General features: G+C 59.4%; 24 protein-coding genes. 16 read left to right on the forward strand and 8 right to left on the reverse strand.

Going from position 1 to position 20,197, the window contains the following annotated elements:
- Positions 1-594 carry a Smr/MutS family protein gene (locus B3Z17_RS08405; RefSeq protein WP_286829393.1) on the forward strand — a complete coding sequence of 198 codons (594 nt, stop codon included), beginning with the start codon at positions 1-3 and terminating at the stop codon, positions 592-594.
- On the forward strand, positions 591-956 hold the full coding sequence (locus tag B3Z17_RS08410) for a helix-turn-helix domain-containing protein (RefSeq protein WP_286829394.1): 366 nt from the start codon (positions 591-593) through the stop codon (positions 954-956). Before B3Z17_RS08405 ends, B3Z17_RS08410 begins: the two co-directional genes overlap by 4 nt.
- Positions 957-989: 33 nt before the next feature.
- Here the strand turns inward: B3Z17_RS08410 and B3Z17_RS08415 are convergent, their stop codons facing one another.
- Positions 990-2,174: a helix-turn-helix domain-containing protein gene (locus tag B3Z17_RS08415; protein ID WP_286829395.1), complete on the reverse strand. Its 1,185-nt coding sequence runs from the start codon at positions 2,172-2,174 to the stop codon at positions 990-992.
- A 158-nt stretch (positions 2,175-2,332) separates the two neighbouring features.
- On the opposite strand from B3Z17_RS08415, the gene B3Z17_RS08420 reads away from it, so the two are divergent.
- From B3Z17_RS08420 to B3Z17_RS08435, 4 genes are all read left to right on the forward strand, one after another.
- Positions 2,333-2,995: a DUF2306 domain-containing protein gene (locus tag B3Z17_RS08420; protein WP_286829396.1), complete on the forward strand. Its 663-nt coding sequence runs from the start codon at positions 2,333-2,335 to the stop codon at positions 2,993-2,995.
- Positions 2,996-3,058: 63 nt separating this feature from the next.
- A complete protein-coding gene (locus tag B3Z17_RS08425) occupies positions 3,059-4,594 on the forward strand; it encodes a YifB family Mg chelatase-like AAA ATPase (protein ID WP_286829397.1) in 1,536 nt (511 codons plus the stop codon).
- Positions 4,595-4,608: 14 nt separating this feature from the next.
- The gene (locus tag B3Z17_RS08430; protein WP_286829398.1) at positions 4,609-4,938 is read left to right on the forward strand and encodes a VOC family protein; all 330 of its coding nucleotides are present in this window, start codon (positions 4,609-4,611) and stop codon (positions 4,936-4,938) included.
- A complete protein-coding gene (locus tag B3Z17_RS08435; RefSeq protein WP_286829399.1) occupies positions 4,938-5,300 on the forward strand; it encodes a hypothetical protein in 363 nt (120 codons plus the stop codon). The genes B3Z17_RS08430 and B3Z17_RS08435 overlap by 1 nt, the downstream gene beginning before the upstream one ends.
- Here the strand turns inward: B3Z17_RS08435 and B3Z17_RS08440 are convergent.
- Positions 5,297-6,421, reverse strand: coding sequence for a M23 family metallopeptidase (locus B3Z17_RS08440; RefSeq protein ID WP_286829400.1), 1,125 nt, complete (start codon positions 6,419-6,421; stop codon positions 5,297-5,299). The two genes, B3Z17_RS08435 and B3Z17_RS08440, sit on opposite strands and share 4 nt — an antisense overlap.
- 136 nt (positions 6,422-6,557) lie before the next feature.
- On the opposite strand from B3Z17_RS08440, the gene B3Z17_RS08445 reads away from it, so the two are divergent.
- The 3 genes from B3Z17_RS08445 (at position 6,558) to B3Z17_RS08455 (ending at position 8,938) form a co-directional block, all read left to right on the forward strand.
- Entirely contained in the window at positions 6,558-7,322 is a 765-nt protein-coding gene (locus B3Z17_RS08445) for a sulfite exporter TauE/SafE family protein (protein WP_286829401.1), read from the forward strand.
- 1 nt (position 7,323) lies between these two features.
- On the forward strand, positions 7,324-8,379 hold the full coding sequence (locus B3Z17_RS08450) for a helix-turn-helix domain-containing protein (protein WP_286829402.1): 1,056 nt from the start codon (positions 7,324-7,326) through the stop codon (positions 8,377-8,379).
- Between the two features lie 88 nt (positions 8,380-8,467).
- Positions 8,468-8,938, forward strand: a complete 471-nt coding sequence (locus B3Z17_RS08455; protein ID WP_286829403.1) for a nuclear transport factor 2 family protein — start codon at positions 8,468-8,470, stop codon at positions 8,936-8,938.
- 31 nt (positions 8,939-8,969) lie between these two features.
- On the opposite strand, the gene B3Z17_RS08460 is transcribed toward B3Z17_RS08455, so the two are convergent.
- Genes B3Z17_RS08460 through hisB form a run of 6 tightly spaced genes read right to left on the reverse strand, consistent with a single transcriptional unit; the run spans position 8,970 to position 12,381 of the window.
- Positions 8,970-9,296, reverse strand: coding sequence for a phosphoribosyl-ATP diphosphatase (locus B3Z17_RS08460; RefSeq protein ID WP_286829404.1), 327 nt, complete (start codon positions 9,294-9,296; stop codon positions 8,970-8,972).
- Positions 9,296-10,060, reverse strand: coding sequence for an imidazole glycerol phosphate synthase subunit HisF (gene hisF / locus B3Z17_RS08465; protein ID WP_286829405.1), 765 nt, complete (start codon positions 10,058-10,060; stop codon positions 9,296-9,298). Before hisF ends, B3Z17_RS08460 begins: the two co-directional genes overlap by 1 nt.
- Entirely contained in the window at positions 10,060-10,785 is a 726-nt protein-coding gene (gene hisA / locus B3Z17_RS08470; protein ID WP_349680312.1) for a 1-(5-phosphoribosyl)-5-[(5-phosphoribosylamino)methylideneamino]imidazole-4-carboxamide isomerase, read from the reverse strand. The genes hisF and hisA overlap by 1 nt, the downstream gene beginning before the upstream one ends.
- The gene (gene hisH / locus B3Z17_RS08475) at positions 10,785-11,441 is read right to left on the reverse strand and encodes an imidazole glycerol phosphate synthase subunit HisH (RefSeq protein ID WP_286829407.1); all 657 of its coding nucleotides are present in this window, start codon (positions 11,439-11,441) and stop codon (positions 10,785-10,787) included. Before hisH ends, hisA begins: the two co-directional genes overlap by 1 nt.
- Positions 11,438-11,761 carry a DUF6966 domain-containing protein gene (locus B3Z17_RS08480; RefSeq protein WP_286829408.1) on the reverse strand — a complete coding sequence of 108 codons (324 nt, stop codon included), beginning with the start codon at positions 11,759-11,761 and terminating at the stop codon, positions 11,438-11,440. The genes hisH and B3Z17_RS08480 overlap by 4 nt, the downstream gene beginning before the upstream one ends.
- 20 nt (positions 11,762-11,781) lie before the next feature.
- Positions 11,782-12,381, reverse strand: a complete 600-nt coding sequence (gene hisB / locus B3Z17_RS08485) for an imidazoleglycerol-phosphate dehydratase HisB (RefSeq protein ID WP_286829409.1) — start codon at positions 12,379-12,381, stop codon at positions 11,782-11,784.
- Between the two features lie 213 nt (positions 12,382-12,594).
- On the opposite strand from hisB, the gene B3Z17_RS08490 reads away from it, so the two are divergent.
- The 7 genes from B3Z17_RS08490 to B3Z17_RS08520 all read left to right on the forward strand — a co-directional run bounded on the left by B3Z17_RS08490 (position 12,595) and on the right by B3Z17_RS08520 (position 20,196).
- Positions 12,595-13,986, forward strand: a complete 1,392-nt coding sequence (locus B3Z17_RS08490; RefSeq protein ID WP_286829410.1) for a hypothetical protein — start codon at positions 12,595-12,597, stop codon at positions 13,984-13,986.
- Positions 13,987-14,061: 75 nt separating this feature from the next.
- A complete protein-coding gene (hslV, locus tag B3Z17_RS08495; protein ID WP_286829411.1) occupies positions 14,062-14,652 on the forward strand; it encodes an ATP-dependent protease subunit HslV in 591 nt (196 codons plus the stop codon).
- Positions 14,653-14,666: 14 nt separating this feature from the next.
- Positions 14,667-15,977: an ATP-dependent protease ATPase subunit HslU gene (gene hslU / locus B3Z17_RS08500; protein ID WP_286829412.1), complete on the forward strand. Its 1,311-nt coding sequence runs from the start codon at positions 14,667-14,669 to the stop codon at positions 15,975-15,977.
- Between the two features lie 125 nt (positions 15,978-16,102).
- Entirely contained in the window at positions 16,103-16,471 is a 369-nt protein-coding gene (locus B3Z17_RS08505; RefSeq protein ID WP_286829413.1) for a histidine triad nucleotide-binding protein, read from the forward strand.
- Between the two features lie 3 nt (positions 16,472-16,474).
- A complete protein-coding gene (locus B3Z17_RS08510) occupies positions 16,475-17,962 on the forward strand; it encodes an acyl-CoA synthetase (protein ID WP_286829414.1) in 1,488 nt (495 codons plus the stop codon).
- Positions 17,963-18,038: 76 nt separating this feature from the next.
- Positions 18,039-19,433: an NfeD family protein gene (locus B3Z17_RS08515; protein ID WP_286829415.1), complete on the forward strand. Its 1,395-nt coding sequence runs from the start codon at positions 18,039-18,041 to the stop codon at positions 19,431-19,433.
- Entirely contained in the window at positions 19,426-20,196 is a 771-nt protein-coding gene (locus B3Z17_RS08520) for a slipin family protein (RefSeq protein WP_286829416.1), read from the forward strand. Before B3Z17_RS08515 ends, B3Z17_RS08520 begins: the two co-directional genes overlap by 8 nt.
- Position 20,197: the final 1 nt, after the last annotated feature.

Raw genomic sequence — 20,197 nt, forward strand, 5'->3', positions numbered from 1 at the left:
ATGGCCAAGAAACCCAAGTTGAGCGAACGCGATGAAGCCATCTGGCAGAAGGTGGCGGAAAGCGTGACCCCCTTGGGCGACAGGCCCGATGCCCCGCCCATCCCGCCACGCCGCATGGTGCGCGACCTGCGCGACGGCCGGCCGCTACCAGACGAATGGCATGCGCGCCCCAGCCCCACTCCCGACGCGCGGATCGACCGCAAGACCCGCCGCCAGATCACCACTGGCCGACAGGAAGTGGACCGGTCCATTGACCTGCACGGCATGACCCAGGACCAGGCTTTCAGGGTATTGAAATCAACGGTTGAAGGGGCGGTCCGGCGCGGTGACAAGACGCTTCTGGTGGTCACTGGCAAGGGCGGCAAGCGCTTTTCCCAGCTGGATGCCACGCCTGCGGCTTACCGCACGCGTGATGAGTTCGAGCAGTTCGGCGGCGTGCTGCGCCGCATGGTGCCGCTGTGGCTCAATGGGCCTGAGCTGAAGCCTTTCATCCAGTCATACGGCCCGGCGGCGCAGGAACATGGGGGCGAGGGGGCCATGTATGTGATCCTGAGAAGACGCGTGCCTGGCAGCCGCAAAGGGGGCCTGTCATGACGCCGTTTGGAGAACGCCTGCGCGCGCTGCGGAAAAAGAAGGGCATCAACCAGGCCGAAATGGCGGCGGCGCTGGATGTCTCGCCCGCCTATCTGTCGGCGCTTGAACACGGCAAGCGCGGGGCGCCCAGCTGGGCTTTCATCCAGAAAGTCATCCAGTATTTTGGCCTGATCTGGGATGAGGCCGAACAGCTTCAGGAACTGGCGCACCTGTCGAAACCCAAGGTCACCATCGACACCGCAGGCATGGACGAACGCGCCACGCTGGCAGCCAACATTCTGGCACGCCGCATTGGTCGCCTGAACGACCGGGAGCTGGACCAGCTTCTGGCATTCCTGTCTGACCAGCCCAGAGGCGGGTAAATCAGAGGCGGGTGATAAAACCACTCTGTGACGTCAGGATTGGCTGTTACGGAAGGCACTCGGGGTCTGGCCAGCATGCTGCTTGAAGGCCTTGTTGAAGGACGACCGGGCGTTAAATCCAACCGCCAGGGAAATATCCAGAAGTGTTTCCTCCCCTTTCGCGACCATTGGTTTCGCGGCTTTGATGCGCCAGCTGTTCACATAATCAAAGAAAGTCGCCCCCAGCGTTTCATTCAGGGTTTGCGACACATTGTTGGCAGATGCGCCGATATGGCGCGCCAGATGCTGCAGTGACAGGCTGCTATCGAGATACAGCTGGTCGCGTTCCATTGCGGTCTTGATTTTCGAGGCAATTCGTTCGGCTTTGTCTGTGGTCAGCGCAGACCGCCGATACTTTCCGCCGTTGTGCTTCGGCGGTATATCTTCTGCGGCTTCCGCCCCCTCCTGATAGCGGCCTTCAAAGCCAGGCTTCTGGCGCAGCCCCCACAGGCTCATGCACCAAACAAGGACCAGAGACAGGCCGGCGGACGCCTCTTTCCCCATCAGACGCTGATCAAACACATTGTCCCAAACCGTAGCCATGAAGGTGACCAGCCAAAGACCGGCGACAAGTATAAGGATGCCACCCAGCCAGGTCAGCTCCCTGTCGTCATTGTTGGCGAACAGGTCTTTCAGGCGTTTCCTGTAGTGCAGCAGGGCGCGTGCGGTTTGCGCCACATAGAAGGTCATCTGCAGAAGCCACAGGAAGACCAGCCCAAACAGATAAATCATGACATAGCCGGGAAACAGGACCTGACCGCTTTCGGTCAGGAACAGAGAGTCGTCTGCCTGGCCGAAGAAGGCTGTGTCGCGCAGGCTCACGGGTAGCACCAGAATGAGCACGGTGGCCACTATCCCCAGCCCCACCGGCAACAGGTGCCAGGCTTCCTTTCGGGTGAAATGCCAGGGCGTTTCCGCGGTCAGGCCCTTCACGTAGAACCACAGGCTTGGGCCAAGCAGCAGGTAGGCTGGCGGCATTGCGGCAACAAGGGTTGCGCGCATGTCCAGCAGATGGACCGCAGCAACGGGCATGGCGGCAACCATCCCGTTCGTCAAAAGAAACACTGTCAGTGGCAGGGCTGCCGACAGGTTTCTGCCACGGCTCAGCAGCAAGGTCAGGCTCAGGCCGACCTGCCCCAAAGTGGCCATGACGATTGCAAGGATGGCGGTGTCTTTCATATGGGTCTCAAGTCCCGACGTTCAGCCTGAAAATATCCCTTCCGGTGTCCGTGCCTGCAGGATCGGGCGACAGAAGCCCCTCTCTTGTGCCCCAATGGACGGTACAAAATCAATCAGTGTCGACCAAAGACATGAAAAGCGAGGAGGATGAATTGAGCATGATACCTGTTGTTTGGGTTCATATAATTTTTGGCACCGTTGCTGTTCTGGCGGGGGGTATGGCCCTTGTCGTGCGCAAAGGCGGGCCGTTGCACCGCAAGGCGGGGGCAGTCTATTTCTGGTCCATGCTGATCATGGCGACGGCCGGTGCTGTTCTCAGCCTGGTGAAACCCCAGATGATCACACTGCTCGCAGCGGCGTTCACGATCTATCTGGTTATGACCTCCCGCGCCGCATTCAGAACACGGGATCACAGCCAATATGGTTGGGCCATGATTGTGGCGCTTGCTGTTGCCGTTGCCGGGATTGGTTGGGGCCTTGAAGCACAATATGGCGGAACCGGCCTCAAGCATGGCTATGCGGCGGAGAATTATTTCTTCTTCGGTGTGCTGGGGCTGATCTCATTGGGTCTCGACGCAAACGCCTTCTTCCGCAAGAGCCTGACTTACAAGCACAGAGTGGCGCGCCATCTGTGGCGCATGTGCTTTTCCTACTTTATTGCTGCGGGCTCGCTCTTTACCGGACCGGGCGCAACCGCCTTCCCGGAAGTCGTGCGTGCGTCCGGCATTCTGGACCTGCCGGAACCCTTGATCCTGCTTTTCATGCTCTTCTGGCTGGCCCGAACCCTGATCGTCCGACGCAAGAAGGTGGTGCAGGCCTGAGGACTGGACAACGTTCTCTTTTTGTTCCATATTGTGCAATCCTGAAAAGCATGGGGAGGCTTTATGGTTGCATCTGTTCAGACCGTGTCGTTCCAGGGCGTGGAAGCGCGGCCTGTAGAAGTGCAAGTGCAAATTTCTGGCGGCCTCCCCACCTTCACCATTGTTGGCCTGCCCGACAAGGCAGTCTCGGAAGCGCGGGAGCGGGTCCGTGCGGCCTTGTCCGCCCTTGGCCTGTCGCTGCCGCCCGAACGCATCACGGTGAACCTGTCGCCCGCCGACCTGCCCAAGGAAGGCTCGCACTATGACCTGCCCATCGCGCTCGGTATCCTGTCGGCGATGGGCGTGGTGCCCACTGATGCTCTTGAGAATATGGTGGTGATGGGGGAACTGGGGCTGGACGGCAGCATTCGCGCGGTTGCCGGCGCCCTGCCGGCGGCCATTCACGCGGCATCGACGGACAGGGGATTTGTTTGTCCTGCCGCCGTGGGGGCCGAAGCCGCCTGGGCGGGCGCGCTGGATGTGGTGGCGCCTGATAGCCTGCTGGCTTTCATCAATCACGTGAAGGGCCGGCAGGTCCTTTGTACGCCCGAAGTCCAGCTTAGCTCGGATACCGCGCCCCTGCCCGACCTCAAGGATATCAAGGGCCAGGAGACCGCTAAGCGCGCACTCGAAATCGCGGCCGCTGGCGGGCACAATATGCTGATGCTGGGGCCGCCTGGGTCAGGCAAAAGCATGCTGGCGTCGCGCATGCCGTCCATCCTGCCGGTCATGACGGCGTCGGAAGCACTTGAGACCAGCATGATCCTGTCGGTCGCCGGGCAATTGTCGGGCGGGACAATTTCCAAAACCCGGCCCTTTCGCGCGCCCCATCATGGTGCCAGCCAGCCGGCACTGATCGGCGGCGGTCAGAAGGCCAGCCCGGGGGAGGTGTCATTGGCCCATGGCGGCGTCCTGTTCCTGGATGAACTGCCTGAATTTTCCCGCGCTACGCTAGAAGCTCTCAGGCAGCCACTTGAAACCGGCCGGGTGGAGATCGCCCGGGCTCAGGCGCATGTTACCTACCCGGCCCGGTTCCAATTGATCGCTGCCATGAACCCCTGTCGCTGTGGCTATCTCGGCGATGAGGCGCTGGCGTGCGGCCGTGCGCCCAAATGCGCGCTCGATTATCAGGGCAAGATATCAGGCCCCCTCTATGACCGCATCGACCTCCATGTAGATGTGCCAGCCGTTTCGGCGTCTGACCTGGGCTTGCCTGCGGAGGGAGAAAGTTCTGCCACCGTTGCGGCCCGAGTGCAGGCTGCACGGGACTGCCAGCAAGCGCGGTTCGACGCGCTTGGGGCACCGCCGGGTGTTCGCTTGAATGTTCAGGCCGATGGCGAGCTGTTGGAAAAGATCGCGGCGCCGGACGAGGCCGGGCGCAAGCTTCTGGAACGCGCGGTGGACCGGATGCGCCTCTCGGCCCGCGGGTATCACAGAGTGCTTCGGGTGGCGCGCACGCTCGCAGATCTTTCAGGGGCCGATACAGTTACCAGCTCACATATTGCCGAAGCGCTCAGTTTCCGGCGGGTGCATCCGGCAGCCATGCATATGGTGGCCTGACAGGAGGAAACAGAATGGATCTTGGACAATTTTCAACCAGCCTTGCCGTTAAGGACCTGAAGGCTTCAAAGGCTTTTTATGAAGCCCTGGGCTTCAGCGTGGAATGCGGCGCGGAAGAGGAGAAATGGCTGTTCATGGCTTGTGGTGACACGCGCATTGGCCTGTTCGAAGGTATGTTTGAGGACAATATTCTGACCTTTAATCCCCCAGATGCCCGTGCCGTCGAGACAGCGCTGAAAGAGGCCGGCATCAAGCTTGATATGGAAGCCAAAGCCGGGGCTGGTCCCTGCACCGTGATGCTGTGCGACCCGGACGGCAACCGGATCATGCTGGATCAGATTTGATGCAGCGGCGTCTTCTATATGTCGCGGGCATTCTCGCGATGGGGGCCTTGCTGGCGGCGGCCATCTTTGGGTCGGTTGGCCATCTGGCTGACCCCTATGCCGCGCGTGGTGCCTTGTTGGGCACCTTTCTGACCATGCGCTACCAGCACTATGTGTGTCGGGCTTTGTTGACATGGCATGTGGCGGTTGCCAGCATCCTGTGCGGAGTGTTTGCTGCCGGCCTGGGCCGCGCCGTGTGGCATGGCCCGATCATAGATTTTGCTACCGAACTTGGCGAGGTGTTGGCCGCGACCCTGTTGGTCACGGCCCTGATGACGGCAAGTTTCTACTGCCTTACCTTGCGGCAGGGGCGCATGGCCTAGGGTATGACCTCGATCTCGATCGTCTGGTCATAGTCATCCCAAGGGCCGCGGTCCACATGGATTTCGCCCTTCCAGATGCCAGGCTTGAAACCGCCATCCGGTTTCTCAATACCCATATAGCCCACGTAAATCTGGTGGTTCTTTTCCAGAATAATCTCTTCATCAAGCCTGACATTGCCGTCGGGGTCTGTGAGGGTGAAATGCCACTTGTCACTGCGGTGGGGGTGGAACCCACGGCCTACCAGCAGCATTGCCGGGCTGTCAGACGCCATGGTGCGCTGGCTTGGCTGCCACATGTTGGCGAGGTCCTTTGGCTCGGTGCTGAACTGTGCGGGCAGTGGAATGAAGTTCTGGTAGGATAGCTTTTCCTGCCAAAGAGTTTGGCCGTCTGCATCGCAGTGTGTCTCAAGTTTGCCGCCATCGAAGGGGTCGACCACGTCCTTGTTGAGGCGCGTGGTGAAATGCAGGTGCGGAAATTCGGTCAGCCCCGACATGCCAACCTGGCCAAGAATATCTCCGGCCTCAACTCTGTCGCCCCGCTTGACCGCGAGACTGCCTTCTTTCAGGTGGCAATATTGCGTTTGCCAGCCGTTGCCGTGATCCAGCACGATCCCGTTGCCGCATTCCTTGCCGTCCACACCGTCCTTACCGGTTTCCCGGACAGAAACATCGTCCACACCGTCGCGCAGCCGGAGCACTTCGCCTGATGCCGCAGCAACCACCGAGACGCCGGCTTCCATGCGCGACAGGTCACTGAGCGCGATGTCAGTACCCTTGTGCCCGTTCTGTGTGCTGGCCCCACATGTATAGTCTGCGGCGGTGTCACCGGCTTCGCGGTCCACATAGCGGGCGATCCAGCAATCTTCACCAAGCGTGCAGGCCAGCGGAAAGGCCAGCGAGAAACTGCGTTCCGCATCCATGATTGCCTGCGCTTCCTGAATGCTCATGCTGGCGTCACTGTCGCCGGTCATGGCCTTGCCGTCTTCCACTGGTACAATTTGTGTTTCGTCGCGGGTCACAATCTTGAGCACCAGTGTACCGATGATCAGGGAGAAAATGACACCGGCAACCAGCCCAGGATGGTTGTACAGGGTTCTCAATTTGTTCAACAAATCCCGCATGACGCGCGACGCTCCTCTTCAGGCATTAGAGTTCGGGCATACCAAACATCACCCGGCGCGCAATCACAAGGGGAAATCCCGTCGCACCGGTGATTTTCGCTTTTCGAATGCGCCGATTTTGGGCAGAGTGCGCGCCATGACAATCATACCCGAAGCCCTGAGCCTTTTTGACGCCGCCCTTTTGGTGGGGGTCAGCTTCTTCACATCGTTCCTGTCGGCCTCCATGGGCCTGGGTGGCGGGGTGGCGCTGTTGGCCGTCATGGCGCAGGTCATGCCCGTGACCGCGCTGGTGCCGGTGCACGGTGTCGTGCAGCTTGGGTCAAACGCCGGGCGGGTCTTTCTGATGCGCGACCATATCGTGTGGCGGATCGTGCTGTATTTCCTTGCCGGCAGCCTTTTGGGCGGCCTTGCCGGGGGGCAGATTGTGGTGGCTTTGCCGTCGGAGACGCTCCAGTTGGTGCTCGGGCTTTTCGTGCTCTATTCCCTGTGGGGGCCCATGCCGAAACCGTCCGCGGACCATCGGGGCATGGGGGTTGTGGGCGCAAGCGGCGCGCTGTCGACATTACTCACCATGTTCGTGGGTGCCACCGGACCATTTGTCGCCGTGGTGGTGAAGATGTTCTCATTGTCCCGCCTCGCCCATGTGGGCACTTTTTCAGCCTGCATGGTCGGCCAGCATCTGGTGAAGATTGTGGTGTTCGGCGTGCTCGGGTTCGCCTTCGGCGCCTATCTGCCGCTGATGGCTGCCATGGTCGCGACCGGGTTTCTGGGCACATGGGTCGGGCGGCATTTTCTGGTCAAGTCCACAGACGAACGCTTTGGCCGCTGGCTTAACATCATCCTGACGCTTCTGGCTGCCCGCCTGTTGTGGAAGGCAGCCGAGGGGCTGGCAGGGGGGTAGCATGATGGTGACACTTTCCGCTGCCAGTATTGTCGCCTTGGTGGAAGCCATCGTGGCATTCTTGCTGACGGGGCTTCTGCTTTCTTCGTCGCACAAACCTGCCCGTTGGTTTGCAGGATTTTCTTTCGTCTTTGGCGCCAGTTTTCTTTTGCAGATTTTTTTTGAGCAGGTGCCGGGCGCGCGCGTCCGCGGGCTGCTACTATGGTTCTCATGGTTGTGGCTTCTGGCAATGCCGTGCCTCTACCAATACGCAGGCCTGGCGATGGCGTGGAAACACCGTGCCGGGTGGATGCACTTTGTGCTCGCGCCGGTCATGGCCCTGGTGCTCGGTGTGTCGATCGCATACGGGGAGATGGCGCTCGCCTTCTCAGTTGCCCGTTGGGTCCTTGTCTTGCAGGTCTTTGGCTATGGCATTCACATCCTCATGGCGACCAGACGGTACCGCGATGCCCTTCGCGAAGATCATTCAAACCTGCACGGCATCGACCTTGCCTGGTTGGAACGCTTGTTGGTTCTGTTGATGATGCTCGTTGGCTTTGATATGGCGCTTTTCCCTCTTCTCGGGATTTTCGGGGTGCCCCACGCCACGGTTCAGTTCTACTTCAATTTCCTGTCGTCCCTCTATCTTTTGTGGCTTGCGCGCGAGGCGGCGCGGCAACATTTCGTGGCCTGGACATCGGCGACGAAGCCAGCGGCTGAGCCTCGGGGCGTGGACGATGACAGCATCCGCGCACTCGCGGCCGACCTTGACGCCAGGATGAAAGAGGCTCGCTGGTACCGGGAGCCTGAGCTGACGCTTGGCCAACTGGCAGCGCACATGGGTATGAGTCGGCACCTTCTATCGGAAGTACTCAACAAGGGTGTTGGGCGCAGTTTCTATGACTATGTCAATGAGCTGAGGGTTGCCGCCGCCAGCGATATCCTGCTGCAGTCGGAGAAATCCATCATTGATGCTGCCTTTGATGCCGGGTTCAACAACAAGGCATCCTTCAACAGGGCCTTCAAGGCGCAATTGGGCATGACGCCCAGCCAATACCGGCGGGAAAAAAAGCACTGAAAACGTAAATGTTGATCGAAAGATACGACGGACCGGCAGCAACTCCTTATCTCGAAGGCTCCAACCATCTCTAATGTGGAGCAATAAAGTGAAGACAGCGTTTTTCGGGATCGTCGCTGCGATCCTTGTATCATTTTCAGCGTCAGCTGAAGGCCTTATCGAGAAGGCAGAAAAATTCGTGGATGCCCTGGAACAGGAAGATCTGAAGACGGTTGAGCCGATGATGGCGGAGGCCTTCATCTTCGAGGACCCCACCTGGGGGGCGGCCCATGAGGGCAAGGCCAATGTGCTGAAGATTTACCAGAACTATACAGGTGGCGCGCGTAACCTTCAAAAAATCAAGACCCAAGCCTATGAAAGCGCAGGCACGGTGGTGTTTGTGTATGTCTATTACGCGGAAATGAACCTTGCGGGTCGCGGCAAGGAGCCTCGGTATCACCCGGTGATGGGCTATGGAGGCCGTATTATCCAGTTTGACAAGGCTGGTCTTGTCAAACGCCATATCGATTTCGCTGACTATGCGTCGGTAGCCAAAATTGCGGCAAGCCTGAAGGAATAGGCCCAAATGTCAGCGCAGGCGAGGACTGGGATCAGTCCTCGCGGCTGGCTTTTTCTTCTATCCCGGACAGGCCCTCGCGGCGCGCGAGTTCGAGCGCCACATCCGCCAGCGTATACCCACGGGATTTCAAGAGCACCATCAGGTGGAACATCAGGTCCGCACTTTCGGTGATGATGCCGATATCGTCGTCCATCGCAACGGCCATGGCGGTCTCGACCGCTTCCTCGCCCACTTTCTGGGCTATCTTGCAGGAGCCCTTCTTGTAGAGCTTGGCGACATAACTGGTGTCAGGGTCAGCCGTCTTGCGGGCCTCCAGCGTCTCTTCAAGTTTGAGAAGCATTTCAAGCGCGTCACTCATCAAATCGTCTCCCTTACCGGAATGCCAGCTGCCGCCATATGGGCCTTGGCCTCAGCGATTGTATAGTCGCCGAAGTGGAAAATCGAGGCCGCGAGTACGGCGGACGCGTGGCCGTCACGGATGCCTTCCACCATATGGTCCAGATTGCCGACGCCGCCAGACGCGATCACCGGCACTTGCACAGCGTCAGAGACCGCGCGCGTCAGCTCAATATTGAAGCCTTCGCGCGTGCCGTCCCGGTCCATGCTGGTGAGCAGGATTTCCCCCGCCCCGAGACTGGCGACCTGCTTGGCATACTCGACTGCGTCGATGCCGGTTGCCGTGCGGCCGCCGTGGGTGAAGACCTCCCACTTGCCGGGAGCGACAGCCTTGGCATCCACGGCCACCACAATGCACTGGGAGCCGAATTTTTCCGCAAGCTCTTTGACGATCTGCGGGTTGTTCACAGCCGCTGTCATCAGCGAGACCTTGTCCGCGCCGGCCAGCAGCAGTTGCCGGACATCGTCTTCCGTGCGCACCCCGCCGCCTACCGTCAGCGGCATGAAGCAGGCCTCCGCCGTGCGCCGGACGACATCCAGCAGGATACCGCGGTCCTCGTGGCTGGCGGTGATATCCAGGAACGTCAGCTCGTCTGCGCCTGCGGCATCGTAAACCCGCGCCTGCTCGACCGGGTCACCGGCGTCGACAAGATCGACGAAATTGACGCCTTTGACCACACGCCCGTCCTTGACGTCCAGGCAGGGGATAATCCGCGCTTTCAGCATCACACGTCCCCTTTCGCGACGCGAAGGGCCTCTTTGAGGTCAAGCCGGCCGTCATAGATGGCGCGGCCGGTTACAACCCCTTCAAGGTTCCCAACAGCCGCCACGCGGTGGATGTCGTCAATGTCCTTCACGCCGCCAGACGCGATCACCGGGATGGAGACAGCCTTGGCGAGATCGGAGGACGCGTCAGCGTTGACGCCGGTCAGCGTGCCGTCACGGTCGATATCCGTATGGATGATGGCGGCGACGCCAGCGTCCTCGAATTTGAGCGCCAGTTCGGTGACTTCAAGCTCAGATGCTTCGGCCCAGCCTTCAACAGCCACCATGCCGCCCTTGGCGTCGATGCCGACGGCCACCTTGCCGGGGAACAGTTTACAGGCTTCCTTTACCAGGCCCGGGTTTTTGACGGCGAGCGTGCCGAGGATCAGGCGCGAAATGCCGGCGTCCAGCCAGCGTTCCATGGTGGCAATGTCGCGGATGCCGCCGCCGAGCTGCACGGGCACGTCAACAGATGCAAGGATCGCATCCACAGCTGCTGCGTTCACGGGCTCGCCGGCGAACGCGCCATTGAGGTCCACCAGATGCAGCCAGGTGCAGCCTGCGTCCACAAATTCCCTGGCCTGCGCCGCCGGATTGTCGGAAAAGACAGTTGCGGCCTCCATGTCGCCCTTGAAGAGGCGTACGCAGTTGCCGTCCTTGAGGTCAATCGCTGGATAAACGGTAATCATGGTTGCCACTCCAAAAAGCTGCTGATCAGTTTCAGGCCCACCGCCTGGCTTTTTTCCGGGTGGAACTGGGTGCCGATAATATTGTCCCGGCCAACAATGGCCGTCACACGCCCGCCGTGGGTGGTGTAGCCCAGCAGCGCATCGTCGCGCTCGAGCGCCATATGGTAGCTATGGACAAAATAGGCGTGATCGCCCGCGTCCAAGGCGCTGGCAACGGGGTGTGCGCGGCCCGTGTCCGTCAGCTCCACCACATTCCAGCCCATGTGCGGGATCTTGAGCGATGGGTCGCCGGGCGTCATCTTTTCGACATTGCCGTCGATCCAGCCCATGCCCTTGTGGATGCCGTGCTCATGGCCCTCTTTTGCCAGAAGGTGCATGCCCACACAGATGCCCATGAAGGGGCGCCCGCCATGGTGGACGCGCTCATTGATCGCCTCGCGCATGCCGGTCACGGCCAGGAGGCCTTTACGGCAGTCGCCAAAGGCGCCGACGCCCGGCAGCACAATCCGGTCGGCCTTGGCGACCATATCCGGGTCGCTGGTGACGATGATTTTGCGTGCAAGGCCGCTGTCAGCGGCCGCGCGCACGAAGGCTTTCTCCGCGGAACGGAGATTGCCCGAGCCATAATCGATGATGGCAACGGTTTCGGTCATCTATTGATTCCTTCATCTCGCAGATGACGATCCAACTTGATGAACAGGGAAGACTTCAAGTTAGCCAATTCGGCGTTCACAGCATCCATTTCTTTGTCTGAAACGGCATGCCCATTGACAGGATGGATCACAAGGTCATTTAGAGATCCCATGCCGCCAAACCAAGACCGCATTTCCTCTGAAGCAGCGGTATGGTGGCCGTCATCAAGGAACTGTTTGGCCTTGTTCACCTTGGATGCCCAGAAGGCAGCCTTTACCCGGTTCAACAAATCACTCAGTCGGCCCAAATCTGATAACAGATCCTGCACTAGGACAGTCATTTGCGATTTATCCCTGGTTGTTAGAGGCTGCCGCCCAGCGTACCCTTGGTGGACGGGACGGCATCGGCTTTCCTTGGGTCAGTCTCTGTCGCCGTGCGCAGGGCGCGGGCAACGGCTTTGAAACAGCTCTCGATAATATGGTGGCTGTTGGTGCCGTAGAGATTTTCCACATGCAGCGTCATGCCCGCACCAAAGGCGAAGGCGCGGAAGAACTCTTCAAAAAGCTCCGTGTCCATGTCGCCGATCTTTTCGCGCGGGAAATCCACGTTCCACACCAGGAACGGGCGGCCGGAAATATCCATGGCAGCGCGCGTAAGCGTCTCATCCATCGGGATATAGGCGTTGGCATAGCGGGTGATGCCCGTCATGTCGCCAAGCGCGCGCTTGATCGCGGTGCCGATCACGATGCCGCAGTCTTCCGTGGTGTGGTGGCCGTCAATGTGCAGGTCGCCCTTGGCCCTGAGCGTCAGGTCCATCAGGGAATGTCGGCTGAGCTGCTCGAGCATATGATCAAGGAAACCAATGCCGGTATGGACGTCGTACACACCGGTACCGTCCAAGTTCAGCTCGACGGAGATTTCCGTCTCTTTGGTTTTCCGTTCATATGTCGCGGTGCGCATGCGTCACTCCTGATTAAGCGCTAAAGGTGTCAAAAAAGACCCCAAAATCATTGATAGCCCTGCTATTAAGCATATTCTGGCTTTATGGCGAACAATTTCTTTTGAAACAAAAGACAATATTGAGTGACTTTGATGGGGGAAAAGATGGTCAGGACAATCTGGTTTTTGGTAGCCGTGTGTGTTTTTTCTTCAGCTGTACAGGCGCAGGGTCTGGTGAGAAGTGCCGAAGACCCGGCTTTGCAGGCTTGCCTGCCGAGCATTTTTGACAGTCGGGAAAAATTCAGCAAGGCACAAGCACTGGAGGTGTTTGGCGCCTGCCAGGATGTTTTGGACGCTCAACGCGCCAATGTATCGGACGAGGAACTGTTCTATATCTATGTGGAACAGGCCAAGCTGGCTTTCTATGGCCAGAATTATGACCAGATGGCAGCCATGATTGATGCCGCAAAGCAGGCTGTGCCACCTATATCGGGTAGCCAGGGCGTTCGGGAACATGCTGTCCTCGAAGTTCTCCAGATATTGCAGATGAAAATCCGCGGCGAAGATGACGCTGCGTATCAGGCGGCGCGGTACTTTTCCGATGAACATCCAGACATGTATCAGGCTCATCGTCTTTACATGAATATGGCCTACCTGGTGGATGATTTCGAGAGTGCCCTTATCGCTTCCCGCCGTTCGCTTCGCTTGCGCCCGTCAGCCAGTGAGTTTCTCTCCATGTCCATGTTGCATGCCAGCAATGAGCGGTTGGAGGAAGCCAATGCAGCCTTGGTCGCAGCCCTTGAGATTGCGGACAAGAACCACCTGCGCACAACGGCTTTCCTTGAATATGTGCGCCTGCAGGTGCGGCTGGGAAATTTTGATCAGGCCCTGATGGTGCTGGATATGACGGAAGAGGACAAAACCGGTGATCAGCGCCAGTTCCTGCTCAACAAGGCTTTTGCAGACAATCCAGTGATAACGTCGCACCGGGTGTATCCGCTTCGCAGGTTCGACAATGTCAAGGAAGCGGCAAAACTTCGGGCGATTATTGAGCTTAAGAAGGGCGACAGAAAAGCCGCGGTCGCCTTGGTTGAGGACATGTACCTTCTGTGTCGGGACAGGCTGTGCCTTGAACTTGAGCTAGCCGTAGCAGAGGAAAAAGATCGGGCAGACGAAGCTGACAGGCTGCGCCAGAAAATCGACCGAACGGTTTTCAGTGTTTCGCGGCGTTTCGGTGAATGGGAAAAGAACCTGCTTGCACAGCTCGCCTCGCCTCCACGTGAACGGTACGCTGGCGCGGGAAAAAGCCTGAAGCCGGATTTTGAAACCAAGCAAAAAAAGAACGGCGTCTACCGAATTGAACTGGAAGAAAAAAATCCCCAAAGCCGAAACAGGCTGGAGGCTGCGCTTTTGAGTTATGCAAAAAAGGCGATGGCCAAAAAAGGTTATGCGGCCTTCAATCTTTTGGATTTGACCGAGCGCTACAGATTCAGGAACAAGGGGGGCGACAAGATGTTCATCGCCCATGATTGGGTCCTTGAACTGGTTCCTGTCAAATCTCGGGAAGCTGTACCGGAAGGACAACGCTGGCGCCTGATTTCAACAAGTGAACCGGTTGCTGGATAAGGGCCTCCTTGTATAGGCGCCTTCCAGACCATATATCCAAGCCGAACCAGATAATAAAAAAGGACATCGTCCCACATGACACAGTTCAACAGTGAACTCCCCACATGGCACGCCACGACCATCTGCTCAGTCCGCAAGGACGGCAAGGTGGTGATCGCAGGCGACGGCCAGGTATCCGTTGGCGATACGGTGATGAAAGCGAACGCGCGCAAGGTGCGCCACCTGGCGGGCGGCAAGGTGATTGCCGGGTTCGCGGGTGCGACCGCGGACGCCTTCACCCTGTTCGAGCGGCTTGAGGCCAAGCTTGAGCGCCACCCCGGCCATCTGGCCCGCGCGTGTGTTGAGCTCGCGAAAGACTGGCGCACGGATAAATACCTCCGCCAGCTACAGGCCATGATGATTGTGGTGGATGAGGCAACATCGTTGGTGGTTACCGGTAACGGTGACGTGCTGGAGCCTGAGCACGGCGTGGTGGCCATCGGGTCCGGCGGCAATTATGCGCTGGCGGCAGCCCGCGCGCTCTATGATCAGCCGCTGTCGGCTGAAGAGGTTGCCCGCAAGGCCATGAAAATCGCCGCCGATATCTGCGTCTATACCAACGAGAATGTTGTTGTTGAAGCGATGGACGCCGCCCAATCGGCCGACCCCAAGGCTGAAAAAGAATAGTCAGGAGTACCCCTATGACCAGTTTTTCCCCGCGCGAGATTGTCTCGGAGCTCGACCGCTACATCATCGGCCAGAAGGATGCCAAGCGCGCTGTCGCTGTGGCGCTTCGGAATCGCTGGCGTCGCCAGCAGCTTGATGGCCAGATGCGCGACGAGGTGCTGCCCAAAAACATCCTGATGGTCGGGCCAACGGGTGTCGGTAAAACCGAAATCTCGCGTCGGCTCGCCAAGCTTGCCGAAGCGCCCTTCATCAAGGTTGAGGCTACCAAATTCACGGAAGTCGGCTATGTGGGCCGCGATGTCGAACAGATTATCCGGGACCTGATCGAGAACGCGATCCTGATGATGCGCGAAAAGAAGCGCAAGGAAGTCAAGGCCAAGGCTGAAGTGCAGGCCGAAGAGCGCGTGCTGGACGGCCTTGTGGGCCCCGGCGCGTCTGAGGCCACGCGCCAGAAGTTCCGCAAGATGCTGCGGGAAGGCGAACTGGCCGACAAGGAAGTCGAGCTTGAGGTCGAGGACACTTCAAGTCCGTTCCCGCAGATGGACATTCCCGGCATGCCGGGCGCCAGCGTGGGCATGCTCAATCTGGGCGACATGTTCGGCAAGGCCATGGGCGGCCGCAAGGTCAAGAAGCGCCTGAAGGTCAAGGATGCCTATGACGTGCTGATCGGGGAAGAGGCCGACAAGCTGGTGGATGACGAAAGCATCACGCGCGAGGCGATCCATCTGGTGGAAAACCACGGCATTGTGTTCCTGGATGAAGTGGACAAGATCTGTGCCCGCCAGGACGCGCGTGGCGGGGACGTCAGCCGCGAAGGCGTGCAGCGCGATCTGCTGCCGCTGATTGAGGGCACGACCGTGTCCACCAAACATGGTGCGATCAAGACCGACCATATTCTGTTTATCGCATCGGGTGCCTTCCATCTGGCCAAGCCATCAGACCTGTTGCCCGAACTGCAGGGTCGCCTTCCGATCCGGGTGGAACTGAGTGCCCTTACCGAGGAAGATTTCATCCGAATTCTCAAAGAACCTGACTACAGCCTGATCCGCCAATATACAGCGCTGATGGGCACGGAGGAGGTCACGCTGACCTTCACCGAAGACGGGATCAACGAGATCGCAGGTATCTCCGCCCACTTCAATGAGACGGTTGAAAACATCGGCGCCCGGCGCCTGCATACGGTGCTTGAAAAAGTGCTGGAGGAGATCAGCTTCGACGCGTCGGACAAGTCGGGCAGCGAGATCACCGTCGATGAAGCCTTCGTGCGCAAGCATATGGGCGAGCTTTTGGAAACCGACAACGATCTGTCGAAGTTCATTCTATAGCGTCTGCTGGAACCAAGAATGTCAAACCCGGCCACGCGCAACTGTGGGCCGGGTTTTTCTTTGGCCTTGAAGGCGGTAGCGCACGGGCTATAGTGACGGCAAAGACAAGATGAACGGAGCGTCCCATGGCCTACGACACCAACAATATTTTCGCGAAAATCCTGCGCGGCGAAATCCCGTGCAACAAGGTGTATGAGGACGAGTTCGCCCTGGCGTTCCATGACATCAACCCGCAGGCGCCGGTGCATGTGCTGGTGATCCCCAAGGGGGAGTATGTCTCCATGGCAGACTTTTCAGCTGAAGCACCAGCTGACCTGATGGTGGGATTCTTCCGCGCCGTTGGCAAGGTGGCGGATGAGCTCGGGCTGGTTGAGCCCGGCTACCGCATGCTGGCGAACGCAGGCGAGAACGCGCACCAGGAAGTGCCGCACCTGCATATCCACCTCTTTGGCGGCAAGCCTTTGGGCCCCATGCTTGACCGCAGCTTCGGCTAAGCCGTGACAGACCTGTCGATCATCGCGCGCGCTAAAGGTTTCGCGTCCCGCACCGCCTTTTTCGGGCCAGAGGGCGACGTAAGCTACGCTGACCTGCTCATGCGCTCTGCGGCAGTGGCGGCGGGGCTGCTTGCGGGCAAAGCCGACCTTGAGGAAGAGCGTATTGCTTTCCTGCTGCCCACCGGGGCTGATTATGCCGCCGCCCAGTGGGGCATCTGGCGCGCGGGCGGCATTGCCGTACCGATCAACGGCGGTGCGACGGTGCCGGAGATCGAGCATGTGCTGACCTGCGCGGGCGTGGCCCGGGTGGTCGTGGCTGCAGACAGGCTGGCAGTTCTTGGTGATCTACCGGAGCGCTTGGCGCTTGAAGTGCTTGATTTTGACGCTCTCGAAGGCGATGGGCCCCTGCCCGAGCTTAAACCCAGCCGCCGTGCCATGATCCTGTTCACCAGTGGCACCACCAACAAGCCCAAGGGCGTGGTGTCGACCCACGCGTCGATCGAGGCCCAAGTGACGGCGCTCGTGGAAGCCTGGCAGTGGCAGGCGGATGACCGCATTCCCCTTTTCCTGCCCATGCATCACCTGCACGGCATTTTGAATATTCTCTGCTGCGGCCTGTGGTCCGGCGCAGCGATTGAGCCGTTCGACAAGTTTGACGCTAACGCCATATGCGATCGGGTGGCGGAAGGTGCCTATACGCTCTTCATGGCGGTGCCGACGATCTATGTGAAACTGCTGAAGTGGCTCAGCGCGCCAGAGAATGTCAGCAAACGTGATGGCGTCATCAAAGGCTTTAACACCATGCGCCTGATGGTGTCAGGCTCCGCCGCGCTGCCCGCGTCCATTCACCAAGAATGGTCTGACCTGACAGGCCAGGTGCTGCTGGAGCGCTACGGCATGACCGAAATCGGCATGGCGCTTTCGAACCCCTACAGTGGCGAGCGCCGCCCTGGCATGGTGGGGCTCGCGATGCCGCGCACGGACGTGCAACTGGTGGATGATGCGGGCAAGGTCGTCTCGGGCGAAGGCGCGGTGGGCGAGATCTGGGTCAAGGGCCCGGCGGTGTTCAATGAATATTGGGATAACCCAAAGGCGACGGCGGAAAGCTTCGAAGGCGACTGGTTCAAAACCGGCGATATCGCCACGATGGAAAATGGTTACTACCGCATCATGGGGCGTTCGTCGGTCGATATCATCAAGTCGGGCGGCTATAAGCTGTCGGCGCTTGAAATCGAAGCCGCCCTTCTGGAACACCCGGATATCGCGGAATGCGCCGTCGTGGGGCTTGAAGACGCCGAATGGGGCGAAACGGTCGCTGTCGCCGTCGGCCTGAACGGGGGCGCGACCCTCACGCTCGAAGACCTGCAGGGCTGGGCTTCGGCCCGGCTGTCGGCCTACAAATTGCCGCGCGCCCTGTTGGTTGTGGATGCGCTGCCGAGGAACGCCATGGGCAAAGTCACCAAGCCGGCGGTGAAAGCGCTCTTTCCGTAAGCAGCATCGCTGGCCTGCACTGGCCTGCACTGGGCAAAACCTCGGGAATGTGTTTTACTCGGGATAGAGGTATCCCATGCATGCTGTTGGTCACATGTGTACCAGCGTATCCCTGAAGCTGACGCCCTGGCGTCGGATTGCCTGCCTTTTGCTTGGCCTTTTCTTCCTGTCCCTACCGCTTCGCGCCGGTGACGCCCTGGTTATTGAAATCGATGGCCCCATTGGCCCGGCCATGGCCGACCATGTCCAGCGCGGCATGGAAGAGGCCGCCAAGCGCGACGCAGATGTAATCATTATCCGGATTGATACGCCCGGCGGGCTGGTGTCTTCCACCCGCGAGATCATCAAAACCATCCTGGCATCAGACAGGCCGGTTGTTGGATATGTGGCGCCGTCTGGCGCGCGTGCCGCCAGCGCCGGGGCCTACATCCTGCTGGCGTGTCATGTGGCGGTGATGGCGCCGGGCACAAACGTTGGGTCCGCGACACCGGTGATGATGGGCGGTGCGCCCGGCAGTCCGCCTGCGGGTGACGGGACTGAGGGGGCCGAAGACCATCCGGACATGATGGACAAGGTGTTGAATGACGCGCGCGCCTATATGCGCTCACTCGCCGAAATGCGCGGGCGCCCGGCAGGGCCAGCGGAGAAGTTTGTCAGCGAGGCGGACAACCTGACCGCCAGCGAAGCCCTTGAACGCGGTGTGATCGATCTGGTTGCCACCGACATGCGCGACATGATGAGGAAGATCGACGGCCGTGAAATCAAGGTGGCAGAGGCGCCCCTGGTTCTGGCGACCGATCATTTGACCGTCGAGACGCTGGAGCGCACCTGGCGCGAGGAGTTTCTGGCCTTCATCACCAACCCGAACATTGCTTACCTCCTTCTGATGGTGGGCATTTACGGCCTGATCATCGAATTTTCCAACCCCGGTCTGGCAGCCCCCGGTATTGCGGGCGGTGTGTGCCTGATCATCGGGCTTTATGCCCTGCAGCTGCTGCCGGTGAACTATGCCGGGCTGGCGCTGATGGCGCTTGGGCTGGCGTTAATGGTGGCGGAAGCCTTCGTCCCCACCTTCGGGGCGCTCGGGATCGGTGGTGTCGCCAGTTTTGTGATCGGGTCGATCATGCTGATCGACAGCGACCTGCCCGAATTTCGCCTGTCACCTGTGTTGATCGGCACAGTGTCGCTTTTGACAGCCGGCCTGTTCCTGTTTGTGTTGACCTTTGCCGTCCGGGCCTGGCGCCGACCGGCGGTGAGCGGCAACGACGCGCTGGTGGGCGAAATGGCTGAGGTGCTGTCCTGGCGCGGCGGCACAGGCACTGTCCGTGCCCACGGCGAGGTCTGGAGCGCCCGCGGGCCTGAAAATGCCGCGCCCGGCGACAAACTGACCGTGCACGCCATCAAGGGGCTGACACTCGACCTCAGTAGTCCAAATCCATCACAGGCCAAGGAGGCAGATTCCGATGACTGACATACTTTATTCCGGCTATATCGTGGCTATCTTCGGCCTATTTGTCCTGATGTCTGCGTTCCGCATCCTGCGCGAATATGAGCGTGGGGTGATTTTCCTGCTGGGGCGCTTCTGGAAGGTCAAGGGGCCGGGCCTTATCCTGGTCATTCCCGTGATCCAGAAAATGGTGCGGGTGGACCTGCGCACCATTGTGATGGACGTGCCCGAACAGGACGTGATCTCGAAGGACAATGTCTCGGTGAGGGTGAATGCGGTGGTTTATTACCGGGTTGTGGACGCCAGGCGGGCCATTATCGAGGTCGAGGATTTCGAATTCGCTACCAGTCAGTTGGCGCAGACGACTTTACGGTCCGTTCTGGGGCAGCATGAGTTGGATGAGATGCTGGCCGAACGTGACCGGCTCAATGACGATATCCGCACCATATTGGACCAACAGACTGACGCCTGGGGTATCAAGGTGGCCAATGTGGAGCTGAAGCATGTCGACCTGGACCCATCGATGATTCGCGCGATTGCCAAGGAAGCAGAGGCCGAACGGATCAGGCGTGCCAAGGTGATTTCAGCCCAAGGTGAAGCACAAGCGGCTGGTAAAATCCTGGAGGCGGCCAAAGTGCTCCATCAAGCGCCAGAAGCGATGCAGATCAGATACCTTTCGGCCCTGCACGATATCGCGTCGGACAAGACGACTACCGTGGTTTTCCCTATGCCGATCGACCTGATGAAATCCATTGGGGACAAGCTGACAGGCAAGGACGAAAGCTAGG

The organism is Kordiimonas sp. UBA4487, from assembly GCF_002389025.1.
GTDB lineage: Bacteria > Pseudomonadota > Alphaproteobacteria > Sphingomonadales > Kordiimonadaceae > Kordiimonas > Kordiimonas lacus.

Coding starts and splice junctions, on each gene's coding strand:
- B3Z17_RS08405 (WP_286829393.1), top strand. CDS start 1: ATGGCCAAGAAACCCAAGTTGAGCGAACGCGATGAAGCCATCTGGCAG.
- B3Z17_RS08410 (WP_286829394.1), top strand. CDS start 591: ATGACGCCGTTTGGAGAACGCCTGCGCGCGCTGCGGAAAAAGAAGGGC.
- B3Z17_RS08415 (WP_286829395.1), bottom strand. CDS start 2,174: ATGAAAGACACCGCCATCCTTGCAATCGTCATGGCCACTTTGGGGCAG.
- B3Z17_RS08420 (WP_286829396.1), top strand. CDS start 2,333: ATGATACCTGTTGTTTGGGTTCATATAATTTTTGGCACCGTTGCTGTT.
- B3Z17_RS08425 (WP_286829397.1), top strand. CDS start 3,059: ATGGTTGCATCTGTTCAGACCGTGTCGTTCCAGGGCGTGGAAGCGCGG.
- B3Z17_RS08430 (WP_286829398.1), top strand. CDS start 4,609: ATGGATCTTGGACAATTTTCAACCAGCCTTGCCGTTAAGGACCTGAAG.
- B3Z17_RS08435 (WP_286829399.1), top strand. CDS start 4,938: ATGCAGCGGCGTCTTCTATATGTCGCGGGCATTCTCGCGATGGGGGCC.
- B3Z17_RS08440 (WP_286829400.1), bottom strand. CDS start 6,421: ATGCGGGATTTGTTGAACAAATTGAGAACCCTGTACAACCATCCTGGG.
- B3Z17_RS08445 (WP_286829401.1), top strand. CDS start 6,558: ATGACAATCATACCCGAAGCCCTGAGCCTTTTTGACGCCGCCCTTTTG.
- B3Z17_RS08450 (WP_286829402.1), top strand. CDS start 7,324: ATGATGGTGACACTTTCCGCTGCCAGTATTGTCGCCTTGGTGGAAGCC.
- B3Z17_RS08460 (WP_286829404.1), bottom strand. CDS start 9,296: ATGAGTGACGCGCTTGAAATGCTTCTCAAACTTGAAGAGACGCTGGAG.
- hisF (WP_286829405.1), bottom strand. CDS start 10,060: ATGCTGAAAGCGCGGATTATCCCCTGCCTGGACGTCAAGGACGGGCGT.
- hisH (WP_286829407.1), bottom strand. CDS start 11,441: ATGACCGAAACCGTTGCCATCATCGATTATGGCTCGGGCAATCTCCGT.
- B3Z17_RS08480 (WP_286829408.1), bottom strand. CDS start 11,761: ATGACTGTCCTAGTGCAGGATCTGTTATCAGATTTGGGCCGACTGAGT.
- hisB (WP_286829409.1), bottom strand. CDS start 12,381: ATGCGCACCGCGACATATGAACGGAAAACCAAAGAGACGGAAATCTCC.
- hslV (WP_286829411.1), top strand. CDS start 14,062: ATGACACAGTTCAACAGTGAACTCCCCACATGGCACGCCACGACCATC.
- hslU (WP_286829412.1), top strand. CDS start 14,667: ATGACCAGTTTTTCCCCGCGCGAGATTGTCTCGGAGCTCGACCGCTAC.
- B3Z17_RS08505 (WP_286829413.1), top strand. CDS start 16,103: ATGGCCTACGACACCAACAATATTTTCGCGAAAATCCTGCGCGGCGAA.
- B3Z17_RS08515 (WP_286829415.1), top strand. CDS start 18,039: ATGCATGCTGTTGGTCACATGTGTACCAGCGTATCCCTGAAGCTGACG.
- B3Z17_RS08520 (WP_286829416.1), top strand. CDS start 19,426: ATGACTGACATACTTTATTCCGGCTATATCGTGGCTATCTTCGGCCTA.